The 16,389-nt window shown below is 73.2% G+C and carries 13 protein-coding genes, 1 tRNA gene and 1 pseudogene; 6 read left to right on the forward strand and 9 right to left on the reverse strand.

Translation table 11 applies throughout. The annotated features are described in order from the left end of the window. Positions 1 to 9: 9 nt before the first annotated feature. Complete coding sequence (locus tag AB0M18_RS12275; protein ID WP_365756789.1) at positions 10 to 645, reverse strand: NAD(P)H-dependent oxidoreductase; 636 nt, start codon at positions 643 to 645, stop codon at positions 10 to 12. A gap of 128 nt (positions 646 to 773) precedes the next feature. On the opposite strand from AB0M18_RS12275, the gene AB0M18_RS12280 reads away from it, so the two are divergent. Beyond that, positions 774 to 1,469: a TetR/AcrR family transcriptional regulator C-terminal domain-containing protein gene (locus AB0M18_RS12280; RefSeq protein ID WP_365756791.1), complete on the forward strand. Its 696-nt coding sequence runs from the start codon at positions 774 to 776 to the stop codon at positions 1,467 to 1,469. Here AB0M18_RS12280 and AB0M18_RS12285 read toward each other — a convergent pair. Together AB0M18_RS12285 and AB0M18_RS12290 are read right to left on the reverse strand one after the other, a co-directional pair. Further along, positions 1,445 to 2,263, reverse strand: coding sequence for a hypothetical protein (locus AB0M18_RS12285; RefSeq protein WP_365756792.1), 819 nt, complete (start codon positions 2,261 to 2,263; stop codon positions 1,445 to 1,447). The genes AB0M18_RS12280 and AB0M18_RS12285 overlap by 25 nt on opposite strands. 88 nt (positions 2,264 to 2,351) lie before the next feature. Further along, positions 2,352 to 3,386, reverse strand: a complete 1,035-nt coding sequence (locus AB0M18_RS12290; RefSeq protein WP_365756793.1) for a serine hydrolase domain-containing protein — start codon at positions 3,384 to 3,386, stop codon at positions 2,352 to 2,354. A gap of 82 nt (positions 3,387 to 3,468) precedes the next feature. On the opposite strand from AB0M18_RS12290, the gene AB0M18_RS12295 reads away from it, so the two are divergent. Together AB0M18_RS12295 and AB0M18_RS12300 are read left to right on the forward strand one after the other, a co-directional pair. Continuing rightward, positions 3,469 to 3,882: a metalloregulator ArsR/SmtB family transcription factor gene (locus AB0M18_RS12295; RefSeq protein ID WP_365756794.1), complete on the forward strand. Its 414-nt coding sequence runs from the start codon at positions 3,469 to 3,471 to the stop codon at positions 3,880 to 3,882. Between the two features lie 105 nt (positions 3,883 to 3,987). Next, positions 3,988 to 5,286, forward strand: a complete 1,299-nt coding sequence (locus AB0M18_RS12300) for an MFS transporter (RefSeq protein WP_365756795.1) — start codon at positions 3,988 to 3,990, stop codon at positions 5,284 to 5,286. 35 nt (positions 5,287 to 5,321) lie between these two features. Here the strand turns inward: AB0M18_RS12300 and AB0M18_RS12305 are convergent, their stop codons facing one another. Both AB0M18_RS12305 and AB0M18_RS12310 read right to left on the reverse strand, forming a co-directional pair. After that, the gene (locus AB0M18_RS12305; protein WP_365756796.1) at positions 5,322 to 6,323 is read right to left on the reverse strand and encodes an RNA polymerase sigma-70 factor; all 1,002 of its coding nucleotides are present in this window, start codon (positions 6,321 to 6,323) and stop codon (positions 5,322 to 5,324) included. Then, positions 6,320 to 7,582, reverse strand: coding sequence for an FAD-dependent oxidoreductase (locus tag AB0M18_RS12310; RefSeq protein ID WP_365756797.1), 1,263 nt, complete (start codon positions 7,580 to 7,582; stop codon positions 6,320 to 6,322). Before AB0M18_RS12310 ends, AB0M18_RS12305 begins: the two co-directional genes overlap by 4 nt. Positions 7,583 to 7,702: 120 nt before the next feature. Between AB0M18_RS12310 and AB0M18_RS12315 the strand changes: the two are divergent. Beyond that, positions 7,703 to 8,299, forward strand: a pseudogene (locus AB0M18_RS12315) (MBL fold metallo-hydrolase); the annotation flags it as partial. A 10-nt stretch (positions 8,300 to 8,309) separates the two neighbouring features. Here the strand turns inward: AB0M18_RS12315 and AB0M18_RS12320 are convergent. The 4 genes from AB0M18_RS12320 to AB0M18_RS12335 all read right to left on the reverse strand — a co-directional run bounded on the left by AB0M18_RS12320 (position 8,310) and on the right by AB0M18_RS12335 (position 13,577). Beyond that, entirely contained in the window at positions 8,310 to 9,032 is a 723-nt protein-coding gene (locus AB0M18_RS12320; RefSeq protein WP_365756798.1) for a L,D-transpeptidase family protein, read from the reverse strand. Positions 9,033 to 9,215: 183 nt separating this feature from the next. Continuing rightward, entirely contained in the window at positions 9,216 to 11,072 is a 1,857-nt protein-coding gene (locus tag AB0M18_RS12325; RefSeq protein ID WP_365756799.1) for a choice-of-anchor A family protein, read from the reverse strand. A gap of 155 nt (positions 11,073 to 11,227) precedes the next feature. Then, positions 11,228 to 13,174 (reverse strand): hypothetical protein, encoded by a 1,947-nt coding sequence (locus AB0M18_RS12330; RefSeq protein ID WP_365756800.1) that lies wholly within the window; start codon positions 13,172 to 13,174, stop codon positions 11,228 to 11,230. A 320-nt stretch (positions 13,175 to 13,494) separates the two neighbouring features. Next, positions 13,495 to 13,577: transfer RNA gene (locus tag AB0M18_RS12335), tRNA-Arg, on the reverse strand. A gap of 330 nt (positions 13,578 to 13,907) precedes the next feature. On the opposite strand from AB0M18_RS12335, the gene AB0M18_RS12340 reads away from it, so the two are divergent. Both AB0M18_RS12340 and AB0M18_RS12345 read left to right on the forward strand, forming a co-directional pair. Next, complete coding sequence (locus AB0M18_RS12340; RefSeq protein WP_365756801.1) at positions 13,908 to 14,120, forward strand: KTSC domain-containing protein; 213 nt, start codon at positions 13,908 to 13,910, stop codon at positions 14,118 to 14,120. A 238-nt stretch (positions 14,121 to 14,358) separates the two neighbouring features. Continuing rightward, the gene (locus AB0M18_RS12345; RefSeq protein WP_365756802.1) at positions 14,359 to 16,239 is read left to right on the forward strand and encodes an AAA family ATPase; all 1,881 of its coding nucleotides are present in this window, start codon (positions 14,359 to 14,361) and stop codon (positions 16,237 to 16,239) included. The last annotated feature ends 150 nt before the right edge of the window (positions 16,240 to 16,389 follow it).

Raw genomic sequence — 16,389 nt, forward strand, 5'->3', positions numbered from 1 at the left:
GGTGCCTCCTCAGCCCTGGTACGGGAGGTCGGCGCGGGCGGTGCGCAGTGCGCGGCCCCACCAGGTCAGCTGGCTCAGCATGCCCTTGGCGGCGCCCTCGGCGACGGCGCGGTCGAGCGGCTGCCCGTCCTCGCCGAGGCCGGACCAGGGCCCGTGCAGGCTGACCGAGTCGCGCACGGTGGTGGCGTGCAGCTCGGCGAAGACCAGCCGGAGCTGCTCGACGGCGCGCAGGCCGCCGCCGAGGCCGCCGTACGAGACGAAGCCGACCGGCTTGGCGTACCACTCGGCGCGGTGCCAGTCGATGAGGTTCTTCAGGACGGCCGGGAAGCTGTGGTTGTACTCCGGGGTCACGACCACGAAGGCGTCGGCGGCGGCGAGCCGCGGCGAGACGCCGGCGAGCGCGGCGACGGCGCGCGGGTCGACCTCACCGCCCCAGCCGGGCATGACCAGCGGCAGGTCGACGTCGGCGAGGTCGATCACGTCGAGCTCCAGGCCCCCGTGCCCGGCGGCGATGCCGGTGAACCAGTCGGTGACGGCGGGCCCCCGGCGCCCCTCGCGGACGCTGCCGACCAGGACGGCGACGCGCAGCGGAGCCGTACCGGAACCGGTCGCCTCGGTGGTGGTGGCGGTGGCGGTCGTGGACATGGCTGTTCCCCCTCCATGGGCGGCCGGGACGCCCGCTGCGTTCCGGCACACCAAGAACGTACAACGCTCGTTGTAGAAAGTGCAACGCCCGTTGTACTTGTCTGGGGTCGCGCGAGTAAGGTGCCGTCATGAGCAGCAGCAACGACGCCTGGATGGAGCGCGCGCGGCGCGAGGTCCCGCCCCGCAAGCTGGAGAAGCAGCTCGCCATCGTCCGCGCGGCCTGCGGTGTCTTCGGCCGCGAGGGCTACGCACGGGCCTCGGTCGACGCCCTCGCCGCCGCCGCGGACGTGTCGACCCGCACGCTCTACAACCACTTCCCCGGCGGCAAGGCCCTGCTGTTCCGCACCGTCGTCACCTGGACGGCCAACGAGGTGCGGGACGCCCAGCTCGCCCGCCTCCACGCGCTCCTCGACCCGGCGCGCCCGCCCCGCCCCGACGAGCTCGAACGCGACATGGTCGCCCTCGCCCGCGCGTTCACCGGCCTCATCACCGAGTACCCGGACCACTTCGCCCTCGTCCGGCACATCCACGCCGAGGCCGGGCACGTGCCCGAGGAGGTCATGACCGCCTGGCAGGAGGCCGGTCCGGTGCCGGTGAGCCGGGCCCTCACCGCCGCCTTCACCGGCCTGGAGGACGCCGGCCTGCTCGACCTGCACGGCGACGCCGCCCTCGCCGCCGTCCACTTCCCTGCCCTCACCTCGGCGACCGTCCTCCAGCGCTCCCACTACGGCGTGCTGCCGCTCCCGGACGCCGAGTGCGACCGGCTGCTGCGGGGCGGCGTCGGCGCCTTCCTGCGCGCCTACCGCCGCACGGAAGGCGCGTAGACCCGCGGCGCCTGCGCGGGTGCGAGCGAGAAGCCGTGATTCGCGGCCACCGACCGCAGGTGCTCGGCGGACAGCGAACCCGGCCGCTCCAGGGTCAGCGCGGGCAGTCCCGCCCGGCCGTACCCCGCGGCGCGGTGGAAGGACACGACCGTCACCGGCACCGCCGCGTGGTGCGGATGGCGCTCCCGCACCGCCGTCTCGTCGGCGTGCGCCAGGACCGGTACGTCGGGCAGTGCCCGCGAGCGGTCGGCGGTGGTGGGGAAGGGGGCGGTGAAGGAGGTGGTGAACAGCAGGCCGGTGCCGGCGCGGTCGAGCGCGGCGGCGAGGAAGGCGTTCGACGGGCAGTGCCGGCCCGGCGCGACGACCCGGGTGGTGCGCACCCCGTCCCGTACGGCGGTCAGATGGTCCGGCACCGAGTCGGCGGCCGGCCCGCGGAAGCCGAACGGCCCCAGCTCGTACAGCTCCTCCATGAGCAACCGCAGCGGACGGCGGGGGAGTTCGGCGGGCAGCCGGGTCCAGTCGAAGAGTCCGGGGAGCGCGTCGGGTGTGGTGGTGACGCCGCCGGCCCGCCCGTCGGGGCGGCCCTTCAGCCGGTGGGCGAGCGCGACGCTCTCCCGGTCGGGGCGGGCGGTCAGCGCGTGGATGGTGGCGAAGCCGTGCAGCACCACGCGGCCCCGGGCCAGTTCGTCGGCCGCCGCCCGTACGTCCCCGGGGTCACCGAGGAGCGGTCCCGTGTTCGGGCCCGTGCCCGGCTCCGTCATCAACGCCGTCCGCTCGTCTCCCGTCGTTGCCATCGCCGTGCCTCCGCTGCTCGTCGCCTGCCTGATTGTTTACGGCGTGCAACGATCCCGGCCCGATCCGGTCACCCGCGGTCACTGTGGGTCACGGGAAGGCGGTCGCGCGGAAGGCGTCCCGGACGTGGGTGATCGGACCCGTCGCGCGCGTGAAGTACAGCTTGTTGGTGAGCAGGACGGCCCACCGGCCGCGCGCCGGGCTCACCCACATCCCGGTGCCGGTGAAGCCGTAGTGCGCCCAGATGTCCTCGCGGGCCGTCGTGCCCGGCGCGGGATGCCAGAACAGGCCGCGGGGCGGGGTGAGTTCACCGGTCCGTACGCGCAGCGACTCCGCCACCCACCCGTCCCCGAACGGCGGCCGTACGGGATCGAGCACCTGGCGCAGGAAGCGCCCCAGGTCCCCGGCGGTGGCGAAGGTGCCCGCGATCCCGCACGCCCCGCCGAGCAGCCGGGCCGAGAAGTCGTGGACGGTGCCCCGCAGATGGCCGCCCGTCTCCTCGTCGTACTCGGTCGGCGCGGCCCGCGCGACGAGCGACGCCGGCAGCGGCCCGTACCGGGTCTGTGTCATCCCGAGCGGCTGCCACACCCGGGTCCCGGCCAGTTCGCGCAGCCTCGTGCCGCCGGTCAGGAACTCGGCGAGATAGCCGAGCACGAGCGCCGCCCGGTCGGTGTACTCCACGGCCTCGCCGGGCCGCCGCCGCAACCGCTCCTGGACGACCCCGTCTCGTACGTCCTGCGGGTCCGAGCCGTACAGGGCGCGGAGGTTGGCGCGCAGCGGCATCCCGGCGGTGTGGGTGAGCAGCTGCAGCGGCGTGACGTCCCCCAGCGGATGCCCGGCCGCCTCCGGCCAGAAGTCGCCCAGCGGCACGTCGAGAGCGAGCTTCCCGCTCTCCACCAGGGTGCCGACGACCGGCCACACGGCGATGATCTTGGTGAGGCTCGCGAGGTCGAACAACGCGTCCTCGCCCACCGGTTCACCCCCGGGCGCGAGCGCCCCGACGCCCCCGCCCGCGACCGCGCCGCCGGCGTCGCCGACGGCCCAGGCGGCCCCCGGGAACACCTGGGCGCGGACCGCGTCCTGAAGGAGCCGTTCGATGCGGGGAACGGCCAGGGTCGTGTTCACGAGGGAGGTCTACCCGTGGCGGGGGCGGTGCGACCGCTCCCGGCAGGGGTTGAGCGGCGGCGCGCGTGCCTACGATGCCCCCATGGCCCCACACGACGGCACCCCCGATCCGTCCGATCCGACCGGCACCCCCGATCGGACCGTTCCGGCGGGTCCGGCGGACCCGAAGGGCGCCCATCGGCGGACCCCCGGCGTCCGCGAGCTCGACGCCGCCGCCCGCGTCTTCGGGCTGCTCTCCGACCCCACGCGGCTGCACCTGGTGTGGCTGCTCTCGCGCGCCGAGTCCGATGTCAGCGCGCTCGCCGAGAGCGTCGCCGCCGCCCGTCCCGCCGTCAGCCAGCATCTGGCCAAACTGCGCCTCGGTGGTCTGGTGGAGTCCCGCAAGGAGGGCCGGCGGGTGGTCTACTCGCTGCCCGACGGGCACATGAAACGCCTGGTCGTCGAGGCCATCAGCCATGCCGACCACCAGGTGACGGGCGAGCCCTGGCACGACTGAGCGCGGCCTCGGTCCACCGGACCCCTTCGACAGGACGATTCAACGCGTGCGCACATGCGCACATGTCCGTTACGGTGGAGGCACCCGCGCCCCCCGAGGTGGCCCATGCCGTCCGTCCTGCGCAACCGCACCTACCGCCATCTGTTCACCGCCCAGGTTGTTGCCCTCGTCGGCACCGGCCTCGCGACCGTCGCGCTCGGCCTGCTCGCCTACGACCTGGCCGGGGCCGACGCCTCCGCCGTCCTCGGCACCGCCCTGGCGATCAAGATGCTCGCGTACGTGCTGGTAGCACCGCTCGCCGCCGCCCTCGCCGAACGCGTCTCCCGCCGCGCCCTGCTGGTCTCCATGGACCTGATCCGGGCCGGCGTCGCGCTCACCCTGCCCTTCGTCACCCAGGTGTGGCAGGTGTACGTGCTGATCCTGCTGCTCCAGGCCGCCTCCGCCGCCTTCACGCCCACCTTCCAGGCGACCGTCCCCGAGGTGCTCCCGGACGAACACGACTACACCCGGGCGCTCTCCCTCTCCCGGCTCGCCTACGACCTGGAGAGCCTGCTCAGCCCGGTGCTCGCCGCCGCACTGCTCTCGCTCGTCCGCTACGCGTGGCTGTTCACCGGCACCGCCGTCGGCTTCGCCGCCTCCGCCGCCCTGGTCGTGTCCGTCCTGCTGCCCACGCCCCGGCCCGCCGAGCCGTCCGGCGGCGGCCGGCCCCGGCGGCAGATCCTGCGCGGCACCCGGCTGCTCCTCGCCACCCCGTGCCTGCGCGCCCTGCTCGCCCTCGACCTGGCGGTGGCCGCCGCCGGCGCACTGGTCCTGGTCGACACCGTGGTCCTCGTCCGCGGCACCCTGGGCCGCCCCGCCGGGGACGTCCCGCTCGCCCTCGGCGCGTACGGCGCGGGCTCCATGGCGGTCGCCCTCGCACTGCCCCGGGTCCTGGACCGGCGGGTCACCGACCGGGTCCTGATGCTGACCGCCGGCGGCGTCCTGACCGCCGCCCTCGCCGCCTGCGCGGTGGGCCTCGCCCTCGGGCCGGGGGGCTGGGCGTGGCCCGCGCTGCTCGCGGCCTGGACGCTGATCGGCGCGGCGGGCTCGGCGGTGCTCACCCCGGGCGGCCGACTGCTCCGCCGCTCGGCCGCCTCCGGCGACCTGCCCGCCGTCTTCGCCGCCCGCTTCTCCCTCACCCACGCCTGCTGGCTCCTCGCCTATCCGCTGACCGGCTGGCTCACCGCCCGCACCGGCCCGGCCGCCGCGACCGGAGCGCTCACCGCGCTCGCCCTCGGCGGGAGCCTCCTCGCCCGCAGCCTGTGGCCGAGCGGCGAGGCGGCCGAGCCGGCCGAGCCGGAGTCCGTCCCGCACGCTCACCGGGACCTGCCGCAGGGGCCGTTGCCGAGTCGTACCCGGGCCTGAGGTCAGGCGGGTCGGGCAGGAGCGCCCTGGGGGCTTCAGCGCAGGGTCAGCGGGGTCTCGGACGTGACGCGGGTCAGCTTCTCCGGGTTGCGGACGAAGTAGATGCCGGCGATGCGGTCGTCCTCGACGCGGAAGGCCATGACGCCGTCCAGTTCGCCGTCGACCAGCACCGCGAGCGCCGGGCTGCCGTTGACCACCGTCGGGACGCAGCTGACGTCCACCCCGTGCTTGGCGGTGCCGCCCAGGTAGAAGCGCACGAACGTCTCGGCGCCGACCACCGGGTGCAGCGCGGCCCGCTTCACACCGCCGCCGTCGCTCACGAGCACGACGTTCGGGGCGAGCACGTCCAGGAAGCGTTGCGGGTCGCGGGATTCGAGCGCGCGCCGGAAGGACTCCAGGACGCCGCGGACCTTCTCCGGCGGGAGCGGGGTGCGGGGGCGGCGGGCGTCGACGTGCCGGCGCGCCCGGTGCGCGATCTGGCGGACCGCCTCCGGCGTCTTGCCGAGGGCCTCGGCGATCTCGCCGTAACCGACGTCGAACACCTCGCGCAGCACGAACACCGCCCGCTCGGTGGGCCCCAGGGTCTCCAGGACCAGCATCATCGCCATCGACGTGCTCTCGGCGAGCTCGACGTCCTCGGCCACGTCCGGCGTGGTCAGCAGCGGCTCGGGCAGCCACTGCCCGACGTAGGCCTCCCGCCGCCGCTTCACCGCGCGCAGCCGGTTGAGTGCCTGCCGGGTGGTGATCCGGACCAGATACGCCCGGCGGTCCTCCACCTGCGTGAGGTCGACCTCGGCCCAGCGCAGCCAGGTCTCCTGGAGCACGTCCTCGGCGTCGGCGGCCGAGCCGAGCATCTCGTACGCGACGGTGAAGAGCAGGTTGCGGTGGGCGACGAAGGCGTCCGTCGCCGTATCCGTCGCTGCATCCGTTGCCGTATCCGTCGCCGCGTCCGTGCCGCGTCCGCGCCCGTCGCTCGTGGCCTGCTCCTCGCCGCTCATGTCCCCTGCCTCGCCCGTGTCGTTCCGGTGGTCGCTCATGCCTCGGCCCGCTCGCGCGCCGCGTCGTGCGCCGCGTCGTGTGCCGGCGCGTGCGGGTCCGTCTCCCGCAGCGCCCGCAGGGCGTCCCGCCGTACGTTCCCGGCCTTCGGCCAGGAGTGCTTCCCGGGCGTGCGCGCCTCCGCCGTCAGGTGCCTGACGCTGAACTCGCAGGAGAGTTCCTTGAGTCTGGCACCGGCGCGGCCGCCGACGTACAGCCGCCGTGCGGTGTCGTCCTTGTGCGCGAGCTGGAAGACGGCGGCGCGCCGACCCAGGCTGACGCACATCGCCGGGAACGACAGGTCGATCGGTTCCGGCCGTCGCCCCGCGACCCGGGCGAGCACGGTGTCGGCGGCGTGCGCGCCCAGGCAGCCCGCCGCGTAGGCGCTCATCCGGAACGGCAGGTCCGACGGCGCCGCCGCGTCCCCGGCGGCCACCACCCGCTCGTCGGCGACGGAGGTCAGCGTCTCGTCGGTGCGCAGCCGCCCGGCCGCGTCCGTGCTCAGCCCGCTGCGCGCGGCCAGGTCGGGCACGCCGAAGCCGGCCGCCCACACGGTCACCGCGCTCGGCAGCTCCCGCCCGTCGGCAAGCCGCACCGCCTCGCGCGTCACCTCCGTCACCCGCGTCCCGGGGCCGTCGAGGACGGTCACGCCGAGGCCGGTCAGCCGCCTGACCACCGTACGGCGGGCGGCGGGGTGCAGATACGGGCCGAGGACACCGCCGCAGACCAGGGTCACCGGGCGGCCCCGCTCGGCGAGTTCGGCCGCGGTCTCGATGCCGCTCGGCCCGCCGCCGACCACCGTCAGGGCGGCCTGCGCGGGTGCGCCCGCGACGACCTCCCTGAGCCGGCGGGCCGCCTCCAGGGACGCCACCGGGTACGCGAACTCGGCCGCCCCCGGCACCCCGGGCTCGCCGCTGCCGCTGCCCACCGCGTAGACCAGGTAGTCGTAGCCGAGCGTGCCGCCCGAGCCGAGCAGCACCCGGCGCCGCTCCGCGTCGATCCGCGTCACGTCGTCCACGACGAGCGCGATCCGCCCGGCGAGCACGTCCCGGTATGCGACGACCGCCTCGTGCGTCCCGGCGACCAGCTGGTGCAGGCGCAGCCGGGGCACGAAGACGGTGCGGGGGTTGATCACGGTCACGTTCAGGTCGGGGTTCTGCGTGAGCCGGTTGGCCGCCATCACGCCCGCGTAGCCGCCGCCGACCACGACGACGTCGATGCTGCCGGTACCGGTGTTCGTGTCGGCGTGGTGCTCGTTCATGGTGTCTCCTCCGTCTGCCCCGTCCACCGCGTCTTCAGGGGTTCGGCCTCAAGACACCGCGCCCCCGACAGCCGTGACGAAATGTGATGCAGGTCACATTCGAGGCCGGGTGACGGCCAGGAGCTGCGCCTCGGCGACACCGACTGGCAGGTCGTCCGCACGCCCGGCCACACCCCCGGCCATCTCGCCCTCTGGCGGCCGGAGGAGCGGCTGCTCGTGTTCGGCGACGCGCTGTCCGACCACGACGTCGGCTGGGTGAACCTCGCCCTCGACGGGCCCGAGGCCGCCGGCACCGCGCTCGCCTCCCTCAGGCGGATCGCCGACCTCGCGCCCCGCGTCCTGCTGCCCGCCCACGGCCACGTCCCCGCCGACCCGGCCGCCGCCCTCGCCGCCGCGCTGCGCCGGGCCCAGCGCCTGGTCGACGACCCCGACGGGGCCGTCTGGTACGGCGCGCGCCGGATCCTCGCCTTCGCGCTGATGATCCGGGACGGTCTGCCGAGCGCCGAGGTCGAGCCGTACCTCCTCGCCCACGCCTGGCTCACCGACGCCGCCCGGCTCCTCCGCCGGACGCCGGAGGCGCTCGCCGAGGAGCTGGTCACCGGCATGCTGCGCGGCGGCGCGTTCGTCCTGCGGGACGGCCGGCTGCGCGCGGCCGCCGAGCACGGCCCCGTACCGCCGGAGACCCTGCGGGTGCCCCACCCCCGCGACTGGTCCTGACCTGCGGCGCTCAGTCCGCGGTGCCGGGCTTCGTCCCCCACACGTACACCCGGTCCTCGACCTTCAGCAGCTTCCACAGCGCCTCGGCGTCCTTCATCGACAGGTTGACGCAGCCGGCCGAGCCGCCGCCGTCGAAGAGATTCCCGGGGTGTCCGTGCAGCGCCTGGCCGGCGTCGAAGAACTGGGAGTACGGCATGGGGGCGTCGTACAGGCTCGACACATGGTTCCTGTCCCGCCAGTAGATGGTGTGCCAGCCCGGCCGGGTCTCCATCGTGTCGCGGCCGGTCCGGATCGGGACCGGGCCGAGGCCGACCTTCCTGCCGGTCTGCACCCACAGCAGCTGCCGGTCCAGATCGACGCAGGTGACGCGGTGTGCGCGAACCGGGCAGCGGCCCTGCGCGTTGGGATTCGGCCGGGCCTGGGCGGCGACCATCGTGCGGTACGTGGCGAGGTCGGCGTACCCGTCCGTGCGCGGGGTCTTCTCGCGCTGCTGGAAGGCCCGGATGGCGGCGCAGTCGGCTTCGGACTGCACGCCGTCGACGGGGCGGCCGAGGTACTGCTCCAGGGGCCGCTGGTACGGGCCGGTCGGCGCCGTGCACGAAGCGGCGGAGACGGTGGCGGTCGCGGAGACGGCGGTCGCGGAGACGGCGGCCTCTGCGGCGGGGGCCGCGCACAGCAGTGCCGCGAACGCCGTGGCGGCGGTCGCGGCACCGGTCGCCCGAACGATGAGCACCTCGGAACCTCCTGAAGGGGTGGGGACGTTCCCGTTCCCAGTCGATCAGCGCCGACCGGTCCCGGCCCGGCCTGCGCGGCCGAACCGGTGAACGCGCCCCGCCCCTTCAAGGCCCCGCCCCTTCAAGGCCTCACCCCTTCAAGGCCCCACCCCTTCAAGGGTTGTCCGGGGTGGGGCGGGCGATCACCGCTTGGGGCGGCTCTTGCAGTCCTTCCCGTGGCACGGCTCGCCGCGCTCGTTGGGAATGCTCACCTCCACCGGCCTGGTGTGGTCGCCCTTCGTGACCGCGAAGGGCCCGAAGGCGTTGCCGGGCCGCAGGACGTACCCCTCGGGCACGGCCGTCTCCCGCAGGTAGTACTCGCCGAGCGGCAGGTCGCCGAACGAGCAGACGCCCTTGTCGTCGGTGGCGCAGCCCGCGCCGACCCGGGTGTCCGGCTCGCCGCCGCCGGTCTGCAGGCCTGTGGTGCCGTTCGTCTCGCGCCACAGCTCGAACACGGCGCCCGCCAGCGGGCGTCCGGTCGTGGCGTCGGTCTTGAGCAGCTTCAGGGAGCCCTTCGGCTCGGGCGTACGCGTGTTGCGGGCGATGATCCGCACGCCGGAGACCGCGTTGTCCTCGGTGAGGACGAGCGGTCCGAAGACGGCCGGGTCGGGCAGCTCGTAGCCGTCCGGGGCCTTGGTCTCCTGCCAGTAGTAGGTGCCGGCCTCCACGGTGCGGGAGCAGAGGCCGTCGGCGTTCGTGGTGCAGGGGGTGCCGACCGTGGTGTCGGGGTTGATGCCGATGGTCTGGAGGCCTTCCATGCCGTTGGTCTCGCGCCACAACCGGAATTCCGCGCCCGGCAGTTCGTCGCCGTTGTCGGCGTCCCTCTTGACCACCTTCACCTCGCCCGTCACGTTCGGCGCGGAGTCGCAGTCCGGCAGCTCGCCGTCGAAGGGGTAGGCGTGGAACTCCTGCCCGCCGCCGCCCGAGGCGCTGCTGGTGTGGATCAGCGAACCGGTCGTGAAGAAGCGCCCGTTGACACCGGGCAGGGTCACCGTCGTGGTCGACGCCTGCTCGCCGACGAGGACGCTGCCCTGGAACTGGCCGGTGCCCGCGAGGTTCACGGTGGCGGCGTCCGGGATGTTCCAGAGGAGCCGCTCGCGGTAGGTGTTGAGCGGGTCGGTCCGGTCGTCGATGCCCCCGCTGTAGGTGCTGATCGTGCGGTTCGCGCCGAGGACGTTGACGAGGATCGTGGCGTTCGCCGGGATGTTCCGGAAGACGATCCCCTGCTGCCCGCCGGTGGCGGTGGTCAGGTCGAAGTCGACGTTGAAGACCTGGAGCGCCGAGCGGTCGTCGCCGGTGAACACCGTCTGGCCGCCCTGGTTGACCGCCGTGCCGGTGGCCGTCCGCGGCCGGCCGTCGACCCACGCGTAACAGCGGCTCGCGGTGGTCAGCCGGTCGCGCAGCGCGGTGTACGGGTCGGTCGCACCCGGGTCCCGGTCGAGCTCGGCCTTCACCGTGCCGGTGAGCGCGCCCGCGTGCCGTACCACCCCCTTCTCGGCGAGCAGCCGCTGACCGCGGGCCACACTCACCTTGCCGCCGGCGGTCAGCCAGTCCGTGTCCTCGGGCGGCGGTACGCGCGAGCCGACGCCCACCTCGCCGATGTTGTACGTCTCACCGGCCGACGCGCTCTTCGCCATGTCGAAGTCGTCGAGCACGACGACCCGGCCCTCGGCCTCGGCGGCGGCGCCGCGCACGAGGAAGTCCTCCCCGACGAAGATGTTGACCGCCTTGTCGCGCCCGGCGAAGCCGAGGTTGCCGATGCCGGGGAAGGGATCGGGGCAGCTGCCCGGAACGCAGGGGCCGAGACCGCCGGGCAGCCTCGCGGCGGCCGCCGGCGCCGCCGCCGGGCCGAGGAGCAGGGCCGGGACCGCCGTGGTGGTGACCACGGCGGTGGTGACGACGGAGGCGAGCGCGGCGGACTTCCCCCGGGCCGCTCGGCGCAGGGCGGCGCTCCCGCGCCGCTTGCGGCGATAGATCCTATTTTTGGCGCTTTCGATCATTTCGCGAGTTTCGCAGTCGGTTCCGGCCCCGCCCGGGATTGGCGGCGGCGAACCGATCCGCCTGCGGACAGACCACCGAGCCGCGTGAAACGGCTCCGCCGGTCGGCGCAGGCCGAGGTGCGCGGGGGTGCGGGAGGTGCGTCGGGACCGTCGGATCAGGGGCCGGTGCGCGGGGCGGGCACGTGTACGGGGTGGGGGCCGGGTCCGGGCCCGGCCCCGTCGCGCAGGGTGTCGAGCAGCCGGCGCAGGGCGGCGCGCGGCTGCGGGGCGTCGAGGCGGGCGTCGAGGTGGGCGAGGGCCCGCTCGGCGCGGCGGCGGGCCCGGCCGGGGCGCCCGGCCCGGACGTCGGCGAGCGCCCGGGCGTACTGCGCGAGGGCCGTCGCCCAGGTGTCGTGGTGGCCGGTCTGCTGCGCGAGGGCCTGGCGGGCGGTGTGTACGGCACGGGCGGGCGCGGTCGCGGAGTGCACGATCGCCAGCGCGGCGAGGCTGACCGCCGGGGTGGGGCCGCCGGACGCGTGCGGGGGCACGGTGTCGGCGGCGTGGCGGTAGTGCGCGGCGGCGGCCGGCAGGTCGCCGCGCTGCCAGGCGAGGGTGCCGTGGACGTGCGCGATCCGGCCGACCAGGGCGTCGTCGCCGCACAGGACCGCGACCGGCCAGGCCCGGTCGAGCAGCCGCTGCGCGGCGGCCGGGTCGGCTCCGGTGGTGAGCCAGCCGGCGAGCCACTGCCCGCGGGCGGTCAGCCACTCGGCGGCGGGCAGCCGCGGCAGCAGCGCCAGGACGTGCCCGGCGCCCTCCCGGGCCCGCTCGTGGGCCACCCACCAGAACCACAGGTGGAGCACCGTCTCCAGGGCCGTCTCGGCGTGCCCGGGGTCGTGGGTGCCGCGGCGCACCAGCGCGGTGAGGTCGGCGAGTTCGTCCTGCACAAGCCGTACCGCCTGCTGCTGGAGCCCGGTGTTCCACAGGGTCTCGGCGACCGCGGCGGTGCTGCGGCAGTGCCGGGCGTGCCGGCTCGCGGCGGCGGCCGACTCGCCCGCCGCCGCGAGCCGTTCGGCGCCGAAGTCGCGGGCGGCCCGGGCCATCCGGTAGCGCGGCTCAAGCACGGAGCCGAGCTCCGAGGCCCGCTCCAGGGCCCCGATCGCGGTCAGGTGGGCGAGGGCGCCCGGTACCCGGTCGGGGGAGAGGTCGGCGCCCTCGCACACGAACACCGCGGCCCGCTCGGTGAAGTCGCCCGCGAACACGCTGAGCCGCCGCCACGCCTTCCGTACGCCCGGCTCGCACAGCGCGTGGACGGCGCCGAGCGAGGCACGCCAGGAACGGTGCCGCTTGAGCAGCGGGCCGGTCGCCGACAGCCAGCACTGTCCGTCCTGGAGACGGTCGGCGAGGTCGTCGGCGGGCAGCTCGGTCAGCTGCGCGGCGGCCAGTTCGATGGCCAGCGGATTGCCCTCCAGGAGCCGGCAGACCCGGGCGACGGCGGCCGGGTCGGGCTCGCTCGTCACCCCGTGCGCCTCCGCCGAGGCCCGAAGAAGCTCGGCCGCCGGATCGGTGGCCAGCGGGGCGAGCCGTACGACCTGCTCGTCGCCGAGCCCCAGCGGCCGCCGGGCGGTGACCAGGACGCGCAGCGCGGGCAGCGCCATGAGCAGCGACTGCACGATCCCGGCGCACTGGGCGTGCACGGGGTCGACGTCGTCCAGGATCAGCAGCAGCTCGTCGTCCGGCAACGCCCGTACCGCGTCGGCCAGATCGGGCGCCGCGCCCGCCCGGCCGTACCCGCCGGCCGCCGCGTCCAGTGCCTGTGCGATCCGTCCGGCGAGCGCCCGCGGCCCCACCGGCACCCCGTCGTGCCACCGCACCCGCACCATCGCCCGCCACGGCGCCTCCTCCGGGGCCGCCGCGGCCAGCGCGAGCCGGCTCTTCCCGACCCCGGCGGCTCCGGTCACACTCACCAGCCGATGCGCCCCGAGCGCCGCCCGCACCACCGCGAGCTCCACCTCCCGCCCGACCAGCCCCTGCGGTCCCTGCGGCCCCTGCGGCCCCGCGCCCCGCTCCAGCAGCCGCACCCCGCCGCCGCCCTGCCCTGCCCACACGCCCACTACCCCCGTCACGTCGTCCCACATCTCCTCACCCGGCCCCCGAACCCGCAGGTCCCACGCGCAGAACCGTCACTGCAAAGGGCGTCACGGCACGTCAACGCGGAAGGGCGGGGTGAGGTAGCGCGGATGACGCGGCTGTCACCCTCCTCGGTGATGGACACGAGCCGAGGGGACCTGCCGGGACTACAGTGAGGCGGCTCGGCGTCCGCCGGCGAGGACGGCACCGTCACGGATCAAGCCACCCGGGAGCCACTCCCCGACACCCCGCCCCCCGGCCGAAAACCACCCCTGACCAGCGAAAAGGACCCTCCCGAAGGAGGGTCCCGATGTTGCGCCCCCGGCAGGACTCGAACCTGCGGCCAAGTGCTTAGAAGGCACTGGGTGGGTGGGGGAGTGGGGCGGCTCTGACCTGGGCGAACGTACTTGGACGCCCGTCCCTCCCGAAAACTTCGGGCCTTTTCGGGATGGCAGCGAGGGGCGCGCGCTCCGAGGGGCGATGGGCCCCCGGGCCTCAGCTGCGCTGCGTTGGGATGCTCGGGTTGGCGTGCGGGGCCATGCGACTGTTGTTCAACATCCCGTTGTGCCGGTCCCGCAGGTGGCGGAGGAGGAGGGTTGCCGTGAGGTCTCCAACGGACATGTTGGACTCGAATGCGGCCTGGCTGTTCTCGTCAGCCCCATCATGGGCTTGCGCGCAACGCTATGATCGGTTGATCGCGCAATATCCGGCATGTCTGCCAGAGGAGGCATGTTGTTGCATCAGCCCGTTCACTCCTCCAATCTCCGGTCAGTTGCCTATGACGAGGTGGGGTGGGTGCTTGAGGTTGCCTTTCATGGGGGTCGGCTGTACCGCTACGACGGAGTTCCTCCGCAGGTGCACGCGGCTCTGATGGCCGCTCCCAGTAAGGGGACCTTCCTGGCCCGGTTCATCAAGGGCCGCTACCCCTACCGTCGGATTTAGGCGGCCTGCTTGGTGGCCCCGTCCCGGTGTTGTTGCGTCGAGGTACGTCTGCGCGCCCTGGTTCGCGGGGGTGCCTGCTTGCGGGGTGCGGCCGGAGGTTGCAGAGACCGAGGATGGCACTGCGATGGACACTCTAGGATGAGCCGTCTGGGGTTGGGAGAAGCGCCAGGACTCTCTGTCAGTGCGGGCTGCGGTCGCGCGAAGGGAGTGCTGGCACGGAAGTTGGAGCGGTCGCGCAGTGCACCTGAACAACTTTGGCGTGAGCGGCTTCCGTTCGTTGACCGATATCACGGACATCCCGATCGGGAAGCCCACGATCCTCGCCGGCCACAATGACGGGGGTAAGAGCGCGGTACTGGGCGCTCTTGCCTTCCTGCTCGGCAAGCATGAGCTGACACTCGACGATCGCACCTATCTCGATGCCATCCAGGGCGACGAGTCCGCTACGCCGCTGCGGTGTGCGGAGACCAGCGTTGTCGGATGGTTCACCCTGGACGCTTGGGAGCAGAGCGAGTTCGACCTTCCTGAGCGGGTTCAGCTGCGCCGTTGTGCTGGGGAGGACCTCGTGGCGAGGCTGGAGCTTTGGGAGCCGGTTCCGGATGATGAGCGGCTGCGTGATCTGTCGCAGTATCAGGTGGCTGAAGCGAAGGCGTTGGTGAAGGACCTGGGGCTTGCACCTCGCTCAACGCGCAAGCCAGACCTGCTGGGGGCCCTACGCGCGTACGGGCGTCAGCACGCCAGTTCGGATGGCTGGGTTTCCGCACCGGCTGGTCTCGACAAGCGCATGCCACGCTATCTCTCGTTCGACGGCAAGGCTGCCAAGCCTGATGACGCCGTCCGGACTGCGTTGATCGGCCGCTTCACCAGCCACATGGCTGATCCTGAGCTCAAGGGCAAGCTCTCTGCAATCGAGGACGAGGTCCAGGATCGGCTTCGCCTCGACGCGAAGTCGCTGTGTGATCACATTCAGACGCGCTGCCCGGACCTGCAGAAGGTCTCTGTCGACCCTGACGTGTCCTTCCAGCAAGGGTTCAAGGGTGCGCCGCTGCGCATCGCACGACGTGCAGGGGAGGCGGTGGGGCTGGACCGCACCGGGCTGGGCAGCAACCGCCGCATATCGCTGGCGATCTGGGAGTGGACCCAGGAACTGCTGGCAGCGGAGGAGGACACCGCCCCTACCGTCGTCCAAGGTGAGGGTGAGCCGCTCGAGCCTCCGGCCCTACAGACGATCGTGGTGTATGACGAGCCGGACACTCACCTCGATTACACGCATCAGCGCAAGATCATGCAGTTGATTCGGGCGCAAAGCGACGTCCGTGATGTCAATGTAGTGGTGGCAACCCATTCGATGAACCTCATCGATGGGGTCGACATCTCCGACGTGGTGCATCTCAAACTGGAGAATCACCGGACGGTCGTCGAGCGGCTCGGGGCCGGAGCTCTCGGGGAAGAGATTGACGACCACCTGGGCAAGATCGCTGCTGCGGTCGGTCTGAGGAACTCGGTGCTGCTGCACGAGCGCTGCTTCCTGGCGGTGGAAGGTGAAACCGAGCAGCAAGCTTTCCCTCTGTTGTTCCGGCTGTGCGAGGCGCTGTCGCTGCAGGCGGCCGGTATCGCCCTGTGGGCGTGCTTCAACAATGAAGGCGCCCTGCACCTGGCCCGCTACCTCGTCAAGCAGGGCCGCGAGGTCATGCTGGTAGTTGATGCCGACAGTCGCAACGTGAGTAAGAGCATCTTCAAAACCCCCAAGCTCACCCAATTCTTCGGTACTGATGCCTCCCGCTACGTGAAATTCCTCGGAGAACCCGAGGGCAACAGTCCGCAGGCGGAGAAGTTCAACGAGCTTGAGGAGCTCTTCAAGGACGGCGTATGGGCTCGTGTCGCCAACAAGATCTGGCCGAAGGATGACGCCTCCTGGCAGCCTGCCGACTTCGCTGCCCTTCGCGGCCAGGGCAAGTTCAGTGCCAAGGTGCAGCAGATGCTGCAGGCCGGCAGCGCTAGCGGTCCCGGCGGCAAGCCCCAGATGATGTCGGATCTGGCCATGGCCCTGGATGATCCGCAGGATGTGCCGGAGCAGCTGCGGAACGTCTTCAAGGAGCTCAGGAAGGCAGCTTCCTGAGTCGTCCTTTTGTCGCTAGCCCATCACCAGTGTTGGTTCGATCCTGCCGGCGGCGGGCTAGCATGCGCTCCTTACGTTGCTCCAGAGTGGGAGCCACCCACTCATGCCAGCCCACAGGCGGCTTCCACCGCTGCATGTGCTCGCGCTCTT

This window comes from Streptomyces sp. NPDC051909 (genome assembly GCF_040681095.1).
GTDB lineage: Bacteria > Actinomycetota > Actinomycetes > Streptomycetales > Streptomycetaceae > Streptomyces.